Origin of the sequence: Jiangella gansuensis DSM 44835 (assembly GCF_000515395.1) — a bacterium.
GTDB classification, from domain to species: Bacteria; Actinomycetota; Actinomycetes; order Jiangellales; family Jiangellaceae; genus Jiangella; species Jiangella gansuensis.
The window spans coordinates 2416984-2437631 of record NZ_KI911782.1; the positions used below are offsets into that span (position 1 = coordinate 2416984).

A 20648-nucleotide genomic window follows, 5' to 3' on the forward strand; every position below is an offset into this window, starting at 1 on the left:
GTCGTGGCAGCCAGAGCGGACCCACAGCGCCTGGTCGGGCGCGACCCGGCGCTGGCCTCGCTACGTGCCGCGACCGGGGCCGTGGCACGCGGCAGCGGCCGGTTGCTGCTCGTCACGGGCGAACCCGGCATCGGCAAGACGAAGCTGCTGGCAGAGGCTGCCGCCGAGGCGACGGCCGGCGGCGCCGTCGTACTCCCCGCCCAATGCTGGGAGGGCGACGGCGCACCGGCATACTGGGCGTGGGTCCAGGTGTTGCGGGCGGGCATCGCGGCCGGTGGCGATCCGGGCGAGGCACACATGCTGCTCCCGGGCGAGCGAGTATCGGCACCGAGCGCGGGCGAACCCGCCGACGCGCGGTTCCGGCTGTTCGACGCGGTGGTCTCCTTCCTCACCGGGCTTGCCGAGCGGAGTCCGGTCGTGGTCGTCATAGATGACCTGCAGTGGGCGGACCCCGGTTCGCTGCGCCTGCTGGAGTTCGCCACCCGGCACCTCGCCAGCCGTCCGGTTCTCCTGCTCGGCGCCTATCGGGACGAGGATGCCGGGGAGCAGCTGCGCAAGCTCGCCGGGACAAGCGAACGTGTGCCGTTGTTCGGGCTGCCCAAGCACGACGTCGCCGCACTCATGCGCACGATGAGTCCGAACGAACCTTCTCCTTCGGTCATCGACGACGTGTGGCGGCGCACCGGAGGGAACCCGTTCCTGGTGCGGGAGTTGACGCGGCTGCTCGTAGCGCAGGGCGGCTATCGTGGAATGGAGCGGTCGCCGTCCGCCCTGCTCGACACCGTCCGCGACATCCTCGAGCGCAAGCTGGCGCGGCTGTCCCAACCGTGTGCCGACCTGCTCACCGCCGCCGCCGTTATCGGGCCGGAGATCCGGCTGGAGGTGGTGGCGCGGTTCGTGGACGAGCCGGACCAGCTCAACGTCCTGCTCGACGAGGCCGTCACCGCCCGCGTCCTCGCCGAACCACCAACCCACGCCGGACCGTTCCGGTTCTCCCACGACCTGTTCCGCGAGACCCTGGTGGCGGGACTGGCGGCCGAACACCGGATCAGGCTGCACCTGGCAGCCGGGCGCGCGTTGGAAGCGTTGGGCGCCGAAGGCATTCCGGTACATCCCGCCGAGCTGGCCGCCCACTTCTACGCCGCCGTCACCACCGCACCCGCCGACGCCGTGCGCTACGCAATGGCAGCAGGGGCGGAGGCGCGATCCCGGCTCGCCTTCGAGGAGTCGTGCGAGCACTACCAGCGTGCCCTGGCCGCCCTCGACCGAACGGCCGACCCCGACCCGGCTGCCCGCCTCGAGCTGGTCCTGCTGCTCGCCGACACCCACACCCTGGCGGGGCACTCCCCGGCGGATCGCGACGCGTACCGGCAGGCCGCCGCGACGGCCAGGACCCTTGGCGACGCGGAAGGCATCGCGGCGGCGGCACTCGGGTTACATGCTCTGGGCTGGCGCCAGGACCACGCCGAGGCGATCGCCCTGCTCACCGAGGCGGTGGACGCCTTGCCCGGTGAACCGACCGCGCTGCGGGCGCGGGCCCTCGCCGCGCTGGCCCGCGACCTTTACCACGCGCGAGCCGAGCAGCAGGACTGGCAACAAGCCCGCGTGCTGGCCGAGGACGCCGTCGCCACCGCAAGGAAGACGGGAGATGCCGCCACCCTGGCGTTCTGCCTGCTCGCGCTACACGACGCGAGTTGGCGCGCCGCGACGGCCGCCACCCGGCTGCCGATCGTCGATGAGATGCTCGCCGCGGCACAGCAGGCGGGCGACGGCGACCTGCGCGCGCAGGCCCGGCTGCTGCGCGCGACGGCCCTGATCGAGCTCGGCGACCCGGAGGGTCTGGCCGAGTTGGACGCCTACTGCCGCCACTGTGAACGGCTGCGGCATGCCCGCGCCCGGTACGGCGGACTGACCCGCCGGTCCACCCTCGCCCTGTTGGCGGGCAACCTGTCCGACGCCAAGGACCTCGCGGACAAAGCCCTGCGCCTCGGCCTGGAGATCGGCGAGCCGGACGCCTACGGCGTCCACGAGACACTGAGCTGGGCGGTGCGGCGGGCCACCGGCGACTGGCACACGTTCACCGAGATCGCGTCCGACCCGTGGTCCGACATCCCGCTCGGCGAGGCGATCACCCAGATCACGGCCGGCGACATTGACGGGGCCCGGGTGACACTATCCCGGCTACCGGTCGACACCCTCAACTACATGCACGACCTGGAGATGCTGGCATTCCTCACCGAGGCGCTCGTCACCGCAGGCACCGACGAGCAGCGGGCACGGCTGCACGAGCGGATGACCGACTACGCGGGCACGCACATCGTCGTGGGTGGCTGCGCGTCATACTTCGGTGCGGTCGAACTTTACCTCGGGATGTTGGCGCAGTCGCTCGGCAGGCTCGACGAGGCCCGAGCCAGCTTCGGCACCGCAACCGACCTGCACCGCAAACTCGGGGCACCGGCATGGGCGCAGCGCAGCAGCGAACTGGCCGCGGCGTGCCGCAGGCAGGAGTGGACACACACCTGCCTGTTCCGCCGCGACGGGGACACCTGGACCATCACGTTCCACGGCACCGAGGCACACCTGCCGGATCGCAAGGGACTCCACGACCTCGCGGTGCTGCTCGCGCAGCCCGGCGAGGCCGTGCACGCGGTGCAGCTCCACACCGGCCGACCGCCCCGCGGCGGCGCCGACGAGGTGCTCGACGAGCAGGCCAAGAACGCCTATCGCAGGCGACTGGCCGACCTGGAGACCGATATCGACGAGGCCGAGGCCGACAACGACACCTACCGCGCCGAGCAGGCCCACGACGAACGAGATGCGCTCATCGCCCAGTTGTCTGCCGCCGTAGGCCTCGGTGGCCGCGACCGCAGACTCGGCGACGAAAGCGAGCGCGCTCGCAAAGCCGTCACCGCACGGATCCGCGATGCGATCGACCGCGTCGACCGGGCCATCCCGGAACTCGGGGAACACCTGCGTACCACGGTGCAGACCGGAACCTGGTGCACCTACTCACCTGAGCATCCGATCCGATGGCGGTCCGGCCGGTGAGAGAAGCCGCCGATCAGACCCCTACAGCAATGCGGCCGGGGCCTGAATGCGCCGACGTTATCAACGGACGGTGATGTGCAGGTGATTGTAGTGACCGCCAGTCGGCGACTCTGGATCGTGCACGCCGCCGCCGTCGTAGGGGCGCCAGCCTCCGTCGTTACGGGCTGCGGACCAGATGAGGCCTTGCCATTGCGACCAAAACATCGGTGGTTCGCCGTTCTGGCTCCGGGAGACCATGCTGCACCAGATCCGGGTGGCCGAGCTTCGTCATCAGTTCAACCCAGCTTTGATCAGCAGGGGTGCCGGCGCCATCCGTTCTCAGTCACGCCATCAGTTGCGGGGTGGGGAGCGGTGGAACGTCACCTGATGTGTGGACCCGTCCGAGCCGCTGGTGTCGACCCGGAGCCGGATGGCGCCATGGGTGCCCTCCACGGTCACCGTTTCATCGCTGGACCAGCCGTGATATCCGGCGCGACGCACCTCGATGGACAACGAATCCTGGAGGTGAGTGGGATCGGAGACCGCGACCGTGAGGGTGCCGGCCCTCTCTCGGATCATGATCGAGCAGGGCTGGTCGACGGTGACGCCGCGAGCCGAGCCGGCGCGCCAGAAGTTCGTGGCCACGATTCCCAAGCGCGGTACCCGAACGGTCTGTGCGTCGTCTGCGTTGGCGACGATCTCGATTCCCGGGTCGGCCGCGATCTCTGCCGTGCGTTCCGCTGAGATCCCGGGAAGCAGGACGTACGCGTACGATGCCGCGTCGGGGTCGGCGCCGTGGTCGAACCACAACGTGAGGTAGCGACGGGTCATGGGGTCGGGGGATTCGACGACGTTGATGTCGCGCCAGCTGCCGGTCCGTTCCTCGCGCAGCGCGTGCAGCGTCGCCCCGCCTGGGAACAGATAGCCGCCGACACCCTCGATGTGGGCCCAGCGAGCATCGTCGAACGCCGCTTTCCACCCCAGGGTTGCCGGCTGCCGTTCGCCGTCGACTGTGAGCGTGTTCGTGCCGTCCGCGTGCAGGTTGCGATTCTCGACGACCGTCTCGACCGTTTCGGTCGGCTCGGCGAGAGTCAGGTAGAGGAACGGGTCGTACGAGTACGAGCTGAACTCGCGGCTGGCGATCCAGACACTGTGCCCGGCGCCCGCCGGGTCTTGCCTGAGGGCGAGGCTGACTCGGTCGGCGCCGGCGGTGAGCTGTTCGAGGACGTGCGACGTGACGTCGATGACCCGCCACTGGCGGTGCTCGTTCACCTGCGCGGAGCCGAGCCGGGGGCCGGTGGCCGGCTTGGTGTTCCAGGTCAGCGTGGATTCGTCCCAGGTTTCGAGGACGCCGTGCGCGTCGATGCCGGCCTCGTTGCCGTCGGAGTCCTCCAACTGCGCGTACACGTGGAGGCTGGCCGAGACGACCTCTGACGGCAGGTCGGAGAGGTCGAAGGAGAAGTAGGCTTCGCTGGTGACGTCCGGGCTGCCCTGCTGAACGAGCAGCCGCCTGTCGGAGCCGAAGTTGTCGTCGGCCTGGCTGCCCGCGTTGACATGGGCGTCGGCGACGGCCTCGGCGTAGTGGCCGCCGCCGCCGGTGATCCCCGCACCGAGGGCGACGACGCGGTCGTCCAGACAGAACCAGGACTTCTTGGCCCGCAAGGACGATTCCAGGGCATTGAGCTCCATGCCGACCGCGGCGAATTCGTTCTCGAGCACCGAACCGCCGACCCATCGGGTGTCCGGCCGCGACCCGCTTCCGGCCAGCTGGCTCAGCCGGCGCGTGTCGACAGTGATGCCGGGTAGGCGGTTCGGATCGACCGTCGGCCAGAAGCCGTCCATGAACTGGCCGTTGTCCGCGTTGTACAGGTACGTCATGCCGTCGCTGGTGTGCCAGGCCTTGAGGTTCTCCCCGTTGACGACCTCGAAGCGGCCGACTCGCGCGCTGCACATGGCGATCGCGTACGCCCAGCCGGGCCGACGGTGGACGGCGCGAGCCATCTGGGCAAACGACTTGTGGTTGACCGGTTCCGATGCCGGCTGTACGGACGTGTCTTCCAGCAGTTCCTTGAACAGGGCCAGTCGCGGGACCGAGGCGTCGCTCAGCGGGTCGTCGTGGGTGTCGCGCTCGATCCAGCCCTTGACCATGGCACGCCAGCGCGCGGCGGTCTCGTCGTCGGCCGCCTGCGCCAGCCGGAGGACGATCTCCGACACGTGGTGACCGCCGCCGTGGTCGCCCGTGGCGCGAGAGATCGACCGGCCCCGGATGCTGTCCATGAGCAGGTTGTCGTAGACCACCGGCGACAGCATGAGATCGACGGTGTTGAACGCGAACTCCCGCTCGGCGCTCCCGATGTCCCAGGGTGAGCCCGCGTACAGGGCCAGCTGGTTGGCGAACCGGTCGACGAAGGTCACGCCGTAGCTGCCGGTGTACGGGAGGCCCGCGTGGTACAGGTACGAGCCGTCGCGGTAGAAGCCGTCGCCGTCGCTCGCGTAGACGAACACGTCGGTGAGTCCGTCCCGTGCGCGAGTGATGCGTTCCTCTTCGCGGCCGACGATTCCGCGGATCGCCACTGCTTCGCACAGCAACATGCGGTTGGACCCGGTCGACGGCTTCTTACGCTCATCGATGTACTGGTAGTGCGGGTCAGGGATGAAATGGTCGACCGTCTCGATGTAGCGCTGCAACGCCTCCGCGGGGACGTGCTCGTACACCAGCGCACAGGTGTTCATCAAGGCGTTCGGGCCGCTGATCTCCCAGTGGTACCAGTTGCCGAACTCGGAGCGTCCGGCGTAGAAGATCCGCTGGTGGGTCGTCGCCATTCCGGCCAGGACGTCGGCGAGCACGTTGGGGTCACCCTCGAAGCGTGACCCCGGCGTGCGGAAGGCCGCTGCCATCCGCTGGAGCCGGACCAACGTGAGCGGTATACGCGCCGACGCGTCGTAGCTGTCTTCCTCGATGTACGGCATGTCCACGAACACGCCGGGCCGATCGCTGGACCGATCGATCAGGTCGATGGAGGACGCCACGTCGTCGTCGATGCGGCCTACCGCGGCTTCGAAGTCGGGATCGGAGCCGTCGAAGTCGCCGCCAGTGAGCACGTCGACCCAGATGGCACGCAGGGCGTCGTACTGGTCGTCCGTTGCTGCCCGGGCGGTGGCCGGCGCGAGGAGGCCGCTCGGGGTGACGACCAACCCGGCAGCGATGGCACTGGTGCCCAGGATGAGGCGCCGCCGGGACAGCCGAGCGGGATTGGAGCCTCCTGCGGTGATGCGCTGGTGTGCGGTCGTTGCCGGGGTGTGACCATGCATCGCTACCTCGCCGCCGTCGATGTGGACCCGCCCCTTCGGCCGCCGAGTTTCGACGAGGGACGCCATGTTATGCGAACGTTTGCACAGAATGCCCCGTCGCGTTCCGGCGTGTCAATAGTTGCGACGAGTATCCTGACGTCCCTCGACGCGGCCCGGCTTGGCGAGGGTCGGCTCGAAACGGCAGCACGCTGCGACTCGTCGTGGCGAACGTTTGCATCTAATTGTCTGGCGTCGGCACGCGCGGTCGACCGGTCGTCCATAGGATCGCTGCGTGTCGGTTTCGGGGGTTCGTGACGCATACGGCGCGCGGTCGGCGGAGTACATCAGTCTGTTCGGCGGCATCGAGGCCGCAGCGGAGTTCGATCGCGACTGCGTCCTCAGGTGGGCGCGAGGTGTCGACGGGCGGATCATCGACGTCGGCTGCGGACCCGGTCAGTGGACGCACTACCTGTCCGGGCACGGCGTGGACATCGAGGGTCTCGATCCCACGCCGGAGTTCATCAGCGCGGCTCGGCAACGCTATCCGGACGTTGCCTTCCCGGATCGGCCAGGCAGAGCGGCTGGGCGTCGACGACGCGAGCCTCGGCGGTGTCCTCTCCTGGTACTCACTCATCCACACCGACCCGGTCCAGATCGACGTGGCGTTGGCGGAGTTCGCGCGCTGCGTGCGGCCCGGCGGCGGCTTCGCCATCGGCTTCTTCGAAGGGCCTGAGCTCGTGCCGTTCGACCATGCCGTGACGACCGCGTACTACTGGCCGATCGCCCTGCTGTCGTCGCACGTCGAGCGGGCGGGGTTCGCGGTGACCGACACTCACGCTCGGACCGATCCGGGTGCACGGCGGCAGGGAACGATCCTCGCTCAGCGACGCGGGCCCGTCGGTCAGCGGGCTACGCGGTACCGGTCACATCCTGGCTTTGCGTAACGCCGAACGGCCGCTTCCGACTCGGAAACGTGACGTAGGGCCAGGACGTGACGGCAGATCAGGACGCGCCTCGCAGAGAACATGTCGCGAGCCTCGAGCGTCATGACACACCACAGGACTCACTGGCTGACGTCGGGGAAGGAGTGGTGTTCGTGGGCGACGACCCATCGGCCGTGCTCCTTGCGCAAGCCGAGGGTGAGGCGCAGCCGGTTGGCGGGGTCGCGGGATAGCTCCTCCGGTGTCCCGCAGCGCAGCAGCGCGAACGCGTACGCCACGTCCGTTCCCGCCGTGACGTCCAAGGACTCGATCTCGAACAGGGCTCCATTCGCCTGCCACTGGAAGAACGGCGGCCAGGTCGCGCTGTACGCGTCGATGCCGCGAACGCCCTCGTTGGGTGGCGGCACATCGAACATCACAATGTCGTCGGCGTGGTCGGCCAGGACTGTGTCCAGGTCGCCGGCGTGTACGGCGGCCGCCCATCGCGTGATCAACGCGCGGATGCTGTCGTGGTCATCGGTCATGGTCCTGTGCCCTTCCTGCCGTCGCGGTATCGCTGACAGAACAGACTCCGGCGGTCGGTGCTTCTCATCGCACCGGTGCACGTCGCCGTCCGCGACACCTGCGCCGTCCGTCCCCTCACCTGCGGCTTCGACTCGGGTGCGACGCGAAATCGGATTGCGGGTCCTCGGTCGGTCGCCGTAGCGTCAGCCCCCGATGAACAAGACACCACAGGTCCCGCCGGTGCCCGACCGGAAGCTGGCTGACGCAGCGCTGGTGCGCAGGTTGATCGCTGCTCAGTTCCCCCAGTGGTCCGGGCTGCGGGTCCGTCCGGTCGACGCGCAGGGCTGGGACAACTGCACGTTCCGGCTCGGCGACGACATGCTGGTGCGGCTGCCGACCGCCGAGGAGTACGCGCTGGCGGTGGAGAAGGAGCAGCGATGGCTGCCGGTCTTCGCTCCCGCGCTGCCGGTGCCGGTCCCGCAGCCGCTGGCTCGAGGCGTCCCCGATGAAGGCTTCCCGCACAGCTGGTCGGTCTACGGATGGCTCGACGGCGAGCCCGCGAGCCGCGCCGTCATCGAGGACCTGACGGCGTTCGCCATCGATCTCGCGGAGTTTCTCGTGTGTCTGCGGCGGATCGATCCAACTGGCGGGCCAGAGCCGGGCCTGCACAATTGGTTCCGCGGCGGACCCGTGGCGAGGTATGACCAGATGGCTCGGCAAGCCCTGGCGACCTTGGACGGCGTGATCCGAACCGACGCCGCAGCGGACGTTTGGGAGCGGGCGGTGCAGGCGCCGTGGGACGGTCGGCTGGTCTGGTTCCACGGCGACGTGGCCAGCGGAAACCTCCTGGTGCAGGACGGCGTGCTCGCGGCCGTCATCGACTTCGGCACCTGCGGAGTCGGTGACCCGGCGTGTGATCTGGCGGTCGCCTGGACCCTGCTGTCCGGCAAGAGCCGACAGGTGTTCAGGGAGCGGCTGGGTGTCGATGACGCCACGTGGTTGCGTGGACAGGGCTGGGCGCTCTGGAAAGCGTTGGTCGGATGCGCCGGAGCAGTGCACGACGGCGAGCGCCCGCCGGCGGACACGTTCGCCGTCCTCGAGCAGATCATCGCCACCCACGAACTGCAGGACTGACCGGCTGACCACCGAAGGACCTTCACGGAGCAGCCGGGGCAAGCCGCTGCCGGCCACCTACGCTGGTGCGGCCCGACCTGCGCTACGGCGAAGGATGTCGGCGGTCGGCTCATCCCCGGGCAGGAAGGCCTCGAGGTACGGCTCGGCGACCGTAACGTCGACAGCGGTCGCGAATGACGTGATGGTCCTCGATGACAATGGCCGTATTTGCTGAACCACCAACACATCGCACTTTCGATGCCGGAGTAGTGTTGGTGCGGTGATCGAGAATGGCTGCTCGGTCGACGATCGTTGCCGCACTGCTGAATTCGTCGCAGCGATGTGCCTGGCGACGGACCTTGGTATGGGCTTTCCTTTCGAGCACGGGTTGCAGGCCACGCTCATGACGATGCGGCTCGCGGAGCTGCTCGATGTGGACGCGGAGACCGCATCGGATACGTACTATCTCAGTCTTCTCATGTATTCCGGATGTACGACCGATGTCGAACAGCATTCGCGGATCTTCGCCGGTGGCGCGACGATGAACCTGATGCCGGTCCAGTTCGGTTCGCTGACGCAGCGTCTGGGCGGTGTGACGCGCGCGGTTTCGTCGCCGGACAGTCCGCCGCTCCGGCGTGCGTACGAGATCGCCACCGGGCTGCCCAAGGCGGCCAGCTTTCTGCGGCCACATTTCGCGGCTATTTGCGAAGTAGCCCAGATGATTGCGCACCGGCTCGGCATGTCTCCGGCGGTCCGTGGCGCGTTCTATCGTGTGACCGATCGCTGGGACGGCAACGGAGCATTGCGCCGGGCCGAAGGCGACGACCTGCCGTTGCCGCTGCGCATTGTTCATGTCGCCCGTGACGCCGCGGTACAACGGCTGATCACTGACGACGAACAGACCGTCGCCACCATTCGCGAACGTGCCGGACATGCATTCGATCCAGTGGTCGCCAATGCGTTTGCCGATCACGCAGACGAGGTCCTGGGCGCGCCCGACCCTGCGCCATCGGCGTGGGACGCCGTCCTTGCTGCCGAACCACAGCCACAGCTGGTGCTGTCCGGCACATCGATCGACGGGGCCCTGGCCGCCATCGGTGACTTCGCCGATCTCGTCTCGCCATGGTTGGCCGGCCACACGTCCGGCGTCGCGCAGCTGGTCGCCGACGCCGCGGAACTCGTGGGATTCGACGCCACCAACGTCCGCGACCTTCGCCGAGCCGCACTGGTGCATGACGTCGGACGAGTCGCCGTTCATCCGCGCATCTGGCTGAAGCCGGGACGCTTGAGCGCCGACGAGTGGGAACAGGTCAGGCTGCATCCGTACCACACCGGACGGGTTCTCTCGCGGTCACCGTTCCTGCACGACATGGCCGGTGTGGCGTGCGGACATCACGAACGTCTCGACGGTTCGGGCTACAGCCAGGGCGCCACGGCCGCCTCGCTGTCACCGCAGGCCCGGCTCCTCGCCGTCGCCGACGCGTTCCACGCCAAAATCGAGTCGCGGCCGTATAGGCAACCGCACACGCCCGCCGACGTCGCTGAGCTGCTACGTCGAGAAGCCAAACAGGGAAAACTCGACCCTGGTTGCGTCGCCGCCGTCGTAGAAGCGGCCGGCCAGCGGGTTCCTCAGGTCGAGTGGCCCGCCGGACTCACCGAGCGCGAAGCAGAGGTCATCGGTCTCATCAGCCGCGGGCTCCAGACCAAGCAGGTGGCCCGGCGGCTGGGGATATCGGCCAAGACGGCCGATCACCACATCCAGAGCGCCTACCGCAAGATGGACGTGTCGACCCGCGCGGGCGCCACCCTCTACGCCATGGAGCACGGCCTGATGTCGTGGGGAGAATTCCCCATTTCGTCCTGATGCTGCTGGCCGTAGCTTTCCGGGCATGTGGAGCATCACCAGCCACAGCGCGGACGCCGCATTCGAGCGGAGTCAGGCACAGCGCCGCCTCATGGCGGCTGCTCTTCTGAGTCTGGCCGGCTCCGCCACGGTGGTGGCATCGGCATGGGGCTCGGCAACCCGCATCGGTGCTCCGTCCTACTGGCCGTGGCTGCTGACCGGGCTGCAGGTCCTGGCCCTGTGGTCGGTCGGCTCCGACCGATGGTGGGGCTGGCTGCTCGGAGCGTCGGTTCAGCCTCCGTGGATCGCCTACGCCCTGGTCACTGGCCAGGTCGGCTTCGTCCCCGGTTGCGCGACATCCGCGGCCGTCCAGGTCTACAGCTTCGCGCGCTGGAACGGCCTGGTCGCTCCGGCCGGCCCGCTTCCACTCGTCCACCCGACCGCGGATCGCCTCAAGGAGGTAGCACCATGCGCGCACTCACTGCTGAATCGATCGACACCATCGTCATCGGTGGTGGTCAGGCCGGCCTCTCAGTCGGGTACCACCTGGCGCAGCGAGGCGTCCCGTTCGTCATCGTCGATGCTCACGAACGGGTCGGGGACGCCTGGCGCACACGATGGGATTCCCTTCGCCTGTTCACTCCGAGCCGGCTCAACGGACTGGACGGCATGCCGTTTCCGGCGCCCCCGCACTCGTTTGCCACCAAGGACGACATGGCCGACTACCTGGAGTCGTATGCTTCGCGCTTCGAGCTGCCGATCCGGCTGGGCGTTCGCGTCGACGGATTGCGCCGGCGAGGCGACCGGTTCCTGGTGACCGCAGGCGTCCAGCAGTTCGACGCCGGCCATGTGGTGGTGGCCATGTCGTCATGGCAACGGCCTGAGCGGCCGGCGTTCGCGTCCGAACTCGACCCGGGCATCGTCCAACTCCATTCGAGCGAGTACCGCAACCCATCACAGCTTCAGGCGGGCGGGGTTCTCATCGTGGGCGGGGGCAACTCCGGTGCGGAGATCGCCTACGAGCTCTGTCGCGATCGGCACGTGTGGATGGCTGGACCGCGCGTCGCTGAGATTCCGTTCCGTCCCGAGTCGACGGTGGGCCGATTGCTGATGCCGTTCATCGGCAGAGTCGTCTTCCACCGCCTGCTGACCACCAGAACCCCGATGGGCAGGAAGTTCCACGCCAAGCACCGGTCCATGGCCGAACCGTTGTTGCGCGTCAAGTCCAAGGACCTGGCGGCCGCGGGCGTCGAGCGTGTCGCGCGGGTCACCGATGCCAAGGACGGTCTGCCACTGCTGGAGGACGGACGCCTGATCGACGCGCCCAACGTGATCTGGTGCACCGGGTTCGATCCCGGGTTCTCGTGGATCGATCTCCCGGTCCTGGTGAACGGCGCGCCACGCCATGACCGTGGCGTCGTCCACGACGAACCCGGCCTCTACTTCGTCGGGTTGAAGCTCCTCTATGCGGTGTCGTCGTCTCAGGTGCATGGGGTGGGTCGCGACGCGGCGCGCATCGCCGACGCGATCGCGCAGTCCTCTCGACGAAGCCCGGCACTGGTCAGGCCAGTCTGAGAATTTCGTGACTTTCCGTTTTTACGATGGTGGCATGCCGAGACGTCATCGCCTGGCTCTGGTGGCGGGCATCGCCGCGGCTTCACTCGTCGCCGGTGGGCAGACCCCCGTCGGGCCGGTGCCGGCGACGAGCCCGGACAAGCGTTCGGCAGCGGGCCTCGCGGCGACGTCTCCGCTGCCGCGGGTCGCTCCGGCCGCTCCGGCCGCTCCAGCCGCTCCGGCACCGGCCGCCGCGCCGGCGACGGTGCAGCTCGCCTTTGCCGGTGACGTCCACTTCGAGGGGGCGTACCGCGAGCTGCCGTCGAGCCCCGACGCCACCCTCGGCCCGATGTCGGACATCCTGCTCGCCGCGGACCTGGCGATGGTCAACCTCGAGTCGGCGGTGACGCTGCGAGGCGAGCCGGCCGGCAAGGAGCTCGAGGACCCGTCGAACCGCTACTGGTTCCGCACCGGGCCGGCCGCACTGGATGTACTGGCCCGCTCCGGCGTCGACGTCGTGTCCGTGGCGAACAACCACGGGGCGGACTTCGGCTCGGTCGGCCTGAACGACACCATTCTGGCGGCCGAGGCCGGCGAGGTGGCCGTCGTCGGCGTCGGACGCCACGACCGGCAGGCGTTCGCGCCGCACCGCGTCAGGGTGAAGGGCACGGACATCGCCGTCCACGCCGCCGATGCCTCACCGCGCGAGAGTGCGGACGCCATCTGGGCGGCCGGGCCCGGAACCGGGCCCGGCATCGCGTCTGCGAGCGGTCCAGGGGCCGCGACGCTCGCGTCCGCCGTCCGTGAGTCCGCGCAGACGGACGACCTCGTGATCGTCTACCTGCACTGGGGCGAGGAGCACAACGCCTGCTCGACGGTGGCGCAGGAGACCCTGGCCAGGACGCTCAGCGGTGCCGGTGCGGACATCGTGGTCGGGTCCCATGCCCACACGCTCGTCGGCGCCGGCCTGCGGGACTCCACCTACGTCAGCTACGGGCTCGGGAACTTCCACTGGTATCACGGCCGGGAGTCGGCGACCGGCGTGCTGCGGCTGTCCGTCCGCGACGGCGAGGTCGTCGGGGACGAGTGGTTGCCCGGCCTGATCCGTCCCGAGGGTGGTGGCCCGGTTCCGCTCACCGGCAGTGCGCGTTCCGAAGCTGTCAACGAATGGCAGGACCTGCGCGGATGCACCGACCTGCAGCCCGGGCCCGGCCCCGGCGCGGCGGCTGCCGCCGAGCCACAGCCGGATCCGGCCGGCGCCGAGGAGAGGCTTCCAGACTTCGCGTCGTCGGTCGACCCGATCGGCCCGTCGGTGAGCCTCGGCATGCGCAGCCACGACCCCGTGAGGTGCCCGGTCCCGCTCGCGGACCTACGCCACCTCGTGGTCACCCACGTCGGGTTCGACGGCCGCGCCCACCGCGGCGAGCTGGTGGTGCACGCGGACGTCGCGGCTGACGTCGTCAGCGTGTTCGAGGCGCTGTACGCCGCCCGGTTCCCCATCGAGCGGATGCTGCTCATCGACGAGTACGGCGGCGACGACGACAGATCCATGGCCGCCAACAACACCTCCGGCTACAACTGCCGCCGAGTCGCGGGCCAGTCGAACTGGTCCAACCACGCCTACGGACGAGCCATCGACATCAACCCGGTGCAGAACCCATACGTCGTCGGCGGCGACGTGCGGCCCGCCTCCGCCCGGCCGTTCCTGAACGTGGACCGCGCCGAGGACGCTCCGTCGATCCCCGGGGTCATCCGTGACGGCGACGTCGTGCGCCAGGAGTTCGACCGGATCGGATGGGAATGGGGCGGCCTGTTCTCCGAGCCCGACTTCCAGCACTTCAGCGCCCCCGCCAACTGAATGCCTTCGACCAGAGCTCCGCGGAGCGATTCAGGACGCGGCGTCGCTCACGCGTTCCTCGATGCCGACGTAGTGCTGCCGGACCGCGTCGCGGGCTCGCTCGGCGTCGCCGCTGACGACGGCCTCGACGATGTCGGCATGCAGCTGGTGTATCCGCCGGGGGTCGCGGCCGTGAACCGGGGGAGCGGCACGGTTGTAGGCCTGCCAGAACAGGTCGAAGAGCTGCAGGAGCATCTCGTTGCCCAGGTCGGCGAAGAGCAGCCGGTGGAACTCGCGGTCCTGGTCGGCGAAGTCCTCGCCGTGGTCGGCGCGTTCGCCCATGGCGGCCAGCACGTCGCGTAGCGCGGCGATCCGCTGCGGCGTGATCGCCTGCATGGCGTCGGCGATCATGCCGGCCTCGAGCGCCTTGCGCAGCGCGACCAGCTCGCTGAGCGCCCGCCGCCCCTGCATCAGGCCGTACGGGAGGTTGTCCAGGAGCGGAGCGAACGAGAAGTCCTTGATGTAGACCCCGCTGCCGCGGCGCGTCTCGAGGACGCCTGTGGACTCCAGTGCCTTGACCGCCTCGCGCACGGAGTTGCGGCTCACGCCGAACAGCCGCGCCAGCTCGGCCTCGGGTTTGAGTGGGTCGCCGGGGCGCAGCTCCTGCTTGATGATGTAGTGCCGGATCTCCTCCTGCACGGTCTTGTGCAGCGGAGGAAGCGGCTCCAGGCGCCGGAACGCTGGCTCCTGCTCTGTTTCGCTCAAGTCACGTCCACCCTCTTGACAGTTCCGTAAGCTACATCCTACGGTCGCCACTTGTAGGATGTCTAGCAGGATCCGAACGCTTAATCGCCGCAGGCCTGTCGTCCGACGGCCCTGCCTTGGCCGGCGACCTGTCCGCCGCCGATACGTGGGCGTCCACCACCGAGACCGTCGCCGCGATCTACGCCGTTACATCAGGAAGGACAACCCCATGCGCATCACTCCATTTGCGCGAACCCGTCTTGTCACGGTCTCGCTCGTCACCGGACTCGCGGCGTCGCTGACCGCATGCGGCAGCCTCGGCGGTGGAGGCGACGACTCCGGCGACGACGACGCGACGGCTGAAGGCGACGGCGTCATCTCGTTCATGCACTACTACGGCGAGCCGCACAACGTTCCGCTCGAAGCCGCGCTCGACGAGTTCGCGGCCGCCAACGACGTCGAGATCGATGTCCGCCATGTCCCCTTCCCGGACTTCAACCGCACCCTGCAGCAATCTGCCGCGGCGGACGATCTGCCCGACATCGCGCTGATCAACGCCTTCGACACCCAGCAGATGGCCGAGGCCGAGATCATCCAGGACCTCTCCGATCGGGTCGAGGAGTGGGGCGAGCAGGACGCGTACTACCCCACGAGTTGGCAGACCACCCAGGTGGACGGCGCGACCTACGGCATCCCGCACGTCGCTGACGACTACGCCGTGTACTACAACGCCGACCTGCTGACCGCCGCGGGCATCGAGCCGCCGCAGACGTGGGACGACATGGAGGCGGCCGCCGCCGCGCTCGCCCAGAACGGCGCGAAGTACGGCCTCGCGGTGTCCGGCAGGGAAGGCGCCGAAGGTGCGACCGGCATCCTGCTGCGGGCCCTTGCCGCCGGGGGCGACCTGGAGACGTTCGGCGACGAGGCCGGCGTCGAGGCCCTGGAGTCGTTCACGCGGATGGTCGAGAACGGCGGCCTGTCCGAGGGCTTCCTGACCTGGAGCGAGGACGATGCCAAGAACCACTTCGCCACCGGCCAGGCCGCGCTGATGATCAACTCGGCGACGTACGTCAACATCCTGCGCGAGGAGGTGCCCGACCTGAACTGGGACGTGGCACCGATGCCTGCCGACGAGACGAGCAGGACGTTCCTGTCTGCCGAGAACCTGACCATCGCCGAGGGCAGCGGCGACGAGGATCTCGCCTGGGACCTCATCACCTACCTGCAGCAGCCGGACGTGCTCGAGACGTACCTTCCCGCGCGCAACAAGCTCCCCGCGCGCAACGACGTCCCGGGTGCCGTGGAGGACCCGATCCGCAAGAAGTTCGCCGACCAGCTCGAGAACGCCTGGGCGCCGGAGGGCGAGATCGCCGCGAACTCCGAGGAGATGCTGGTCCTCGTGCAGGAGGCGCTGCAGGCCACCGTCAGCGGCTCGGCCAGCGCGGCGGATGCCGCCGCGACGGCGCAGGCCGGCATCGACGAAGCCATCGCGGGTTCGTGAGCTCCGTCGTGACACGTATCACCGGGGAACCGACCGGGACGGCGACGGTGACGCCGCCGTCCCGGGCACGCCGGCCCCGGCGACGCCGGAACTGGCGCGGACTCCTGTTCGTCGCACCCGCCGCCGTCTACGTCGCCGCGACCGTCGTCTATCCGCTGCTCTACAACGTCACCCAGAGCTTCTTCGACGTCGGCATGCGCGAGGTGACCAGGGGCGGGGCCGCGTTCGTCGGGCTGGACAACTATGCCGACCAGTTCGGCCGCCCGCAGTTCTGGCACTCGTTGCGGGTGTCGCTCGTCTATGCGTTCGGCACGGTCGCGCTGACGTTCCTGCTCGGCCTCGGCCTCGCCCTGATCTTCCGGCGGGCCTATCGGGGCCGGAACATCCTCCGCGCGGTGATCCTGGTCGCCTGGGTGCTGCCGACCGTTGTGAGCGCCAACGTCTGGCGGTGGCTGCTCGACGGAAGCTACGGCCTGCTCAACGCCGTGCTCAGCGCGCTCGGGCTGATCGACGGGGACGTGTTCTGGCTGGGTCAGCCCACCACGGCGGTGATCGCGGTGATCCTGGCGACGGCGTGGAGCTTCGGGCCGCTGGCGATGATCCTGCTGTCGGCCGGCATGGAAGGCATCTCGCCCACGTTGTACGAAGCGGCGAGGATCGACGGCGCTTCGCCGTGGCAGCAGTTCCGCCGGCTCACGCTGCCGTTGCTGCGACCGGTCAGCCTGACCGCGATCCTGCTGATCTTCATCTTCACGTTCAAGACGTTCGACACGATCTTCCTGATGACCGGCGGCGGGCCGGGCGGCGCCACCGAGACCCTTCCGGTGTACGCCTACAACGAGGCGTTCGCGTTCTCGCGATTCGACACCGCCGCGGTTGCGACCGTCGTGCTGATGGTCGTGCCGATCGTGCTGTCACTCGTGTACTTCCGCGCCATTCGATCGGAGGAGCGGGCATGAGCGCCGTCGTCGTCGCGTCCGCACGGGTACGACGCCAGCGCCGCTGGCTGGCCATCGCCGGGCTGGTGGTCACGGTCGTGTACCTGATCCCCGTCTACTGGATGCTGAACACCTCCTTCAAGGAGGCCGGCGACATCTTCGCGGTGCCGCCGGACCTGGTTCCGCTGCCGCCCACCGTCGCGTCCTACGTGAACGCGGTGTTCTCCGACGCCGACATCGCTCGCGGGCTCATCAACAGCGGGATCGTCGCGGTCGGGACGACCTCGGTCACCTTGTTGATCGCGCTGCCGGCGGCGTACGGGCTCGCCCGGCTGCGGATCCCGTTTCTGCCGGTCATCCTGATGCTGTTCTTGATCGTGCAGATGGTGCCGTCGGTGAACCTGGCGCTGCCCATGTTCGTCCTGTTCAGCAGCGCCGGCCTGGTGAACTCCTATGCCGGGCTGATCATCGCCAACTGTGCGCTGGCCATCCCGCTCGCGGTCACGATCCTGCGGCCGTACTACCTGAGCGTGCCGACCGAGGTGGTCGAGGCGGCCAAGATCGACGGCTGTAACGAGTTCACCGCATTCTGGCGGGTCGCCCTTCCCATGAGCCGGCCGGGCATGGTCACCGTGACGGTGATCAGCTTCCTGGGCGCCTGGGGGGAGTTCGTGTTCGGCCTGGCTCTGGCCACCGACGACGCCATCCAGCCGATCACGGTGGTGCTGTCGGAGATCACCAACGCCTACGGCGTGCGGTGGAACGACCTGATGGCCGTGTCGGCGGTCATCGCATTGCCGGTCATCGCGACGTTCATCTTCCTGCAGAGATACGTCGTCGCGGGACTGACCGAAGGCGCCACGAAGACCTGACCGCCGACACATCAGATGAAATCCGTGAGAAAGGGCCCCGCTTTGACCACCTTGAACCATGCCGCCGGCAGCTCGGCGATGACCCTGCTGACGGCCGTGTTCACCCCTTTCGGGCCGGACGGCAGCCTGGCCCTGGGCGTCGTCGGCGACCAAGCCGACACCCTCGCGGACTGGGGCTCACGCGGTGTTTACGTGGGCGGTACTGCAGGCGAGGGCGCGTCGATGACCACGGCGGAGCGGATGGCCCTGCTGGAGCGGTGGTGTGAGGTGGCGGCCGGCCGGTTCGACGTCATCGCGCACGTCGGGCACACGAGCCTCGCCGAAGCGCGCAACCTGGCCGCACACGCCCGGGACGCCGGAGTGCAGGCGATCTCGGCCGTGCCGCCGTACTTCCACCGGCCGGCGGACGCCGCCGCGGTTGCCGACTTCTTCGCGCAGGTCACGCAGGCCGCGCCGGACGTCCCGTTCATCTACTACCACATCCCCGGCGTCACCGGCGTGACCGTGCCGGCGAGCGAGGTGCTGGTGGCCGCCCGGGAGCGCGTCCCCACCTTCGCCGGGATCAAGTTCGCCCACGACGACCTCGCAGACCTGCAGCGATGTCTGCACCTGGCGGGGGACAGCCACGAGATGTACGTCGGCAGCGCCCGGCTGCTTCTCGCGACGATGGGCATCGGCGCCCGCGCCGCCATCGGCTCGGCGTACAACTTCGCCGCTCCCGTCTTCCTGCGCATGATCGAACACGTCGCGCACGGTGAGCTGAGCGAAGCGCGATCCTGTCAGCTCCTGGCCCAGTCGGCCATCGACACGGCCAGCGCCTACGGCGGCGAGCTCGCCGGGTTCAAGGCCGCCGCGAACCTGGTCGGTCCGGACTGCGGTCCGACCCGGCCACCGCTGAGGTCGCCGGGCCCGGCACAGGTGGCCGAACTGCGCGACCGGCTCGACGCGCTCGGGCTCCTCGCCCCCGCGTCGAGCCGATGACCACCCGGCCGAACGTCCTGGTCATCCAGGCCGACCAGTTCCGCTGGGACTGTACCGGTGCGGCCGGCAACCCCGACGTCGAGACCCCGGCTCTGGACTCCCTGGCGGCCGACGGGGTGCTCTACACCGAGGCGTTCTGCCCGCTGCCGGTGTGTACGCCGTCGAGGTATTCCCTGCTTTCCGGCCGCCCGGTGCACCAGCACGGCGGCTGGACCAACCGCAGCACGCTGGCGCCGGGCATCGACACGTTCCCCCGCGCGCTGCGGCGGGCCGGCTACCGGACGGCGGCGGTGGGGAAGATGCACTTCACGCCCACCTACCTCGACGTCGGCTACGACCGCCTCGTACTGGCCGAGCAGCACGGCCCCGGCCGGTACGACGACGACTATCACCGCGCCCTGCGCGCCGCCGGCCTGGCGCCGGTGGTGGACCTGCTCGACCAGGAAGAGCAACTGCGCGCCTCAGCAGCGCCCGCGTACTGGACGACGTACGGCACCGGCCGGTCGGACCTGCCGGAGCAGTGGCATTCGACCACCTGGATCGGTGAGCAGGCCCGGCGCGAGCTCGACGCCTGGACCGACGGCGGCGGTCAGCTGCTGCACGTCTCCTTCATCAAGCCGCATCATCCCTTCGACCCGCCCGCGCCGTGGGACGAGCGCTATCACCCCGACGCGCTGAGCATCCTTCCCGGCTGGACCGAAGCGATACCGGAACAGGACCGGCGGTACGGGAACGAGTACTTCGGCTACGACGGGCTGACCGAGGCGACGCTGCGCACGGTGATGGCGCACTACTACGCCACCATCACCCAGCTCGACCACCAGATCGCGCTGCTGCTCGACCGGCTCCGGGACCGCGGGATGTACGACGACACACTCGTCGTGTTCACCTCCGACCACGGCGAGTACCTGGGTTTCCACCACCTGCTGCTGAAGAACGGGCCGATGTACGACCCGCTGGCGAAGGTGCCGCTGGTGGTGAAGTTCCCCGGTACGCGCGCCTCGCGCCGGGACGCGTCGCTCGTCTCGCTGATCGACGTGGCGCCGACGGTGCTCGCCGCGGCCGGCCTGGCGCCGGCGGACCTGTTGCCGGGACGGGACCTGGCCGACCCGTCACAGTCACGCTCCTGCGTCTTCGCGGAGAACCGCCACGGCCCCGCGGCGTTCATGGCCCGCACCGCGACCCACAAGCTGCTCGCGTACGACGACCCGACCCGCGACGCGTTCTACGACCTGGCCGCCGACCCGTACGAGCTGGACAACCGCATCGCCGACCCGGCCTGCGCGCAGCTGATCGGCGAGCTGCGCGACGCGCTGGCGAACTGGGTGCTGTTCGACACGCCACCACCGGTCCACCTCGACGAAGGCGCACCGACCATCGACGCACCCAACGTCCCGCCCCGCGACCCGATCCGGCACACCGAGCACCGCGACTGGTTCGCCGCCCGGGCGGCCGAGTCGGCGGCACGTCCGGACTTCGCTCCCTGGCGCGGCTGAGCCACG

Annotated in this window: 14 protein-coding genes and 1 pseudogene; 12 read left to right on the plus strand and 3 right to left on the minus strand. The window is 69.1% G+C overall.

The window, feature by feature from the left end; translation table 11 throughout:
* Window positions 1-3: 3 nt before the first annotated feature.
* Window positions 4-3048 carry an ATP-binding protein gene (locus tag JIAGA_RS0111645; protein WP_026875793.1) on the plus strand — a complete coding sequence of 1015 codons (3045 nt, stop codon included), beginning with the start codon at window positions 4-6 and terminating at the stop codon, window positions 3046-3048.
* Window positions 3049-3378: 330 nt separating this feature from the next.
* Here JIAGA_RS0111645 and JIAGA_RS33045 read toward each other — a convergent pair whose 3' ends face one another.
* A complete protein-coding gene (locus JIAGA_RS33045; protein ID WP_026875794.1) occupies window positions 3379-6405 on the minus strand; it encodes a polysaccharide lyase family 8 super-sandwich domain-containing protein in 3027 nt (1008 codons plus the stop codon).
* A 205-nt stretch (window positions 6406-6610) separates the two neighbouring features.
* Here JIAGA_RS33045 and JIAGA_RS36115 point away from each other — a divergent pair.
* Window positions 6611-6814: pseudogene (locus tag JIAGA_RS36115) on the plus strand (methyltransferase); the annotation flags it as partial.
* 55 nt (window positions 6815-6869) lie between these two features.
* Window positions 6870-7262, plus strand: coding sequence for a class I SAM-dependent methyltransferase (locus JIAGA_RS35630; RefSeq protein WP_245597164.1), 393 nt, complete (start codon window positions 6870-6872; stop codon window positions 7260-7262).
* Between the two features lie 119 nt (window positions 7263-7381).
* Here the strand turns inward: JIAGA_RS35630 and JIAGA_RS0111660 are convergent, their stop codons facing one another.
* On the minus strand, window positions 7382-7783 hold the full coding sequence (locus JIAGA_RS0111660) for a nuclear transport factor 2 family protein (protein WP_026875795.1): 402 nt from the start codon (window positions 7781-7783) through the stop codon (window positions 7382-7384).
* Window positions 7784-7976: 193 nt separating this feature from the next.
* Here JIAGA_RS0111660 and JIAGA_RS0111665 point away from each other — a divergent pair, with 193 nt between their 5' ends.
* From JIAGA_RS0111665 to JIAGA_RS34520, 4 genes are all read left to right on the plus strand, one after another.
* Window positions 7977-8897 carry an aminoglycoside phosphotransferase family protein gene (locus JIAGA_RS0111665; protein WP_026875796.1) on the plus strand — a complete coding sequence of 307 codons (921 nt, stop codon included), beginning with the start codon at window positions 7977-7979 and terminating at the stop codon, window positions 8895-8897.
* A gap of 259 nt (window positions 8898-9156) precedes the next feature.
* Entirely contained in the window at window positions 9157-10740 is a 1584-nt protein-coding gene (locus JIAGA_RS0111670; protein WP_157553024.1) for an HD domain-containing phosphohydrolase, read from the plus strand.
* A gap of 447 nt (window positions 10741-11187) precedes the next feature.
* Window positions 11188-12294 carry a flavin-containing monooxygenase gene (locus JIAGA_RS0111675; protein ID WP_026875798.1) on the plus strand — a complete coding sequence of 369 codons (1107 nt, stop codon included), beginning with the start codon at window positions 11188-11190 and terminating at the stop codon, window positions 12292-12294.
* A gap of 34 nt (window positions 12295-12328) precedes the next feature.
* Window positions 12329-14131 carry a CapA family protein gene (locus JIAGA_RS34520; protein ID WP_157553027.1) on the plus strand — a complete coding sequence of 601 codons (1803 nt, stop codon included), beginning with the start codon at window positions 12329-12331 and terminating at the stop codon, window positions 14129-14131.
* Window positions 14132-14161: 30 nt separating this feature from the next.
* Here the strand turns inward: JIAGA_RS34520 and JIAGA_RS0111685 are convergent, their stop codons facing one another.
* Window positions 14162-14875 carry a FadR/GntR family transcriptional regulator gene (locus JIAGA_RS0111685; RefSeq protein ID WP_026875799.1) on the minus strand — a complete coding sequence of 238 codons (714 nt, stop codon included), beginning with the start codon at window positions 14873-14875 and terminating at the stop codon, window positions 14162-14164.
* A 208-nt stretch (window positions 14876-15083) separates the two neighbouring features.
* Here JIAGA_RS0111685 and JIAGA_RS0111690 point away from each other — a divergent pair, with 208 nt between their 5' ends.
* Genes JIAGA_RS0111690 through JIAGA_RS29245 form a run of 5 tightly spaced genes read left to right on the plus strand, consistent with a single transcriptional unit; the run spans window position 15084 to window position 20642 of the window.
* Complete coding sequence (locus JIAGA_RS0111690) at window positions 15084-16355, plus strand: ABC transporter substrate-binding protein (protein WP_026875800.1); 1272 nt, start codon at window positions 15084-15086, stop codon at window positions 16353-16355.
* Window positions 16356-16363: 8 nt separating this feature from the next.
* Window positions 16364-17314 carry a carbohydrate ABC transporter permease gene (locus JIAGA_RS29235; RefSeq protein ID WP_157553030.1) on the plus strand — a complete coding sequence of 317 codons (951 nt, stop codon included), beginning with the start codon at window positions 16364-16366 and terminating at the stop codon, window positions 17312-17314.
* Window positions 17311-18165: a carbohydrate ABC transporter permease gene (locus JIAGA_RS0111700; RefSeq protein WP_051425988.1), complete on the plus strand. Its 855-nt coding sequence runs from the start codon at window positions 17311-17313 to the stop codon at window positions 18163-18165. The genes JIAGA_RS29235 and JIAGA_RS0111700 overlap by 4 nt, the downstream gene beginning before the upstream one ends.
* Window positions 18166-18207: 42 nt before the next feature.
* Window positions 18208-19146, plus strand: a complete 939-nt coding sequence (locus JIAGA_RS29240) for a dihydrodipicolinate synthase family protein (RefSeq protein WP_157553033.1) — start codon at window positions 18208-18210, stop codon at window positions 19144-19146.
* A complete protein-coding gene (locus tag JIAGA_RS29245) occupies window positions 19143-20642 on the plus strand; it encodes a sulfatase-like hydrolase/transferase (protein ID WP_051425990.1) in 1500 nt (499 codons plus the stop codon). Before JIAGA_RS29240 ends, JIAGA_RS29245 begins: the two co-directional genes overlap by 4 nt.
* Window positions 20643-20648: the final 6 nt, after the last annotated feature.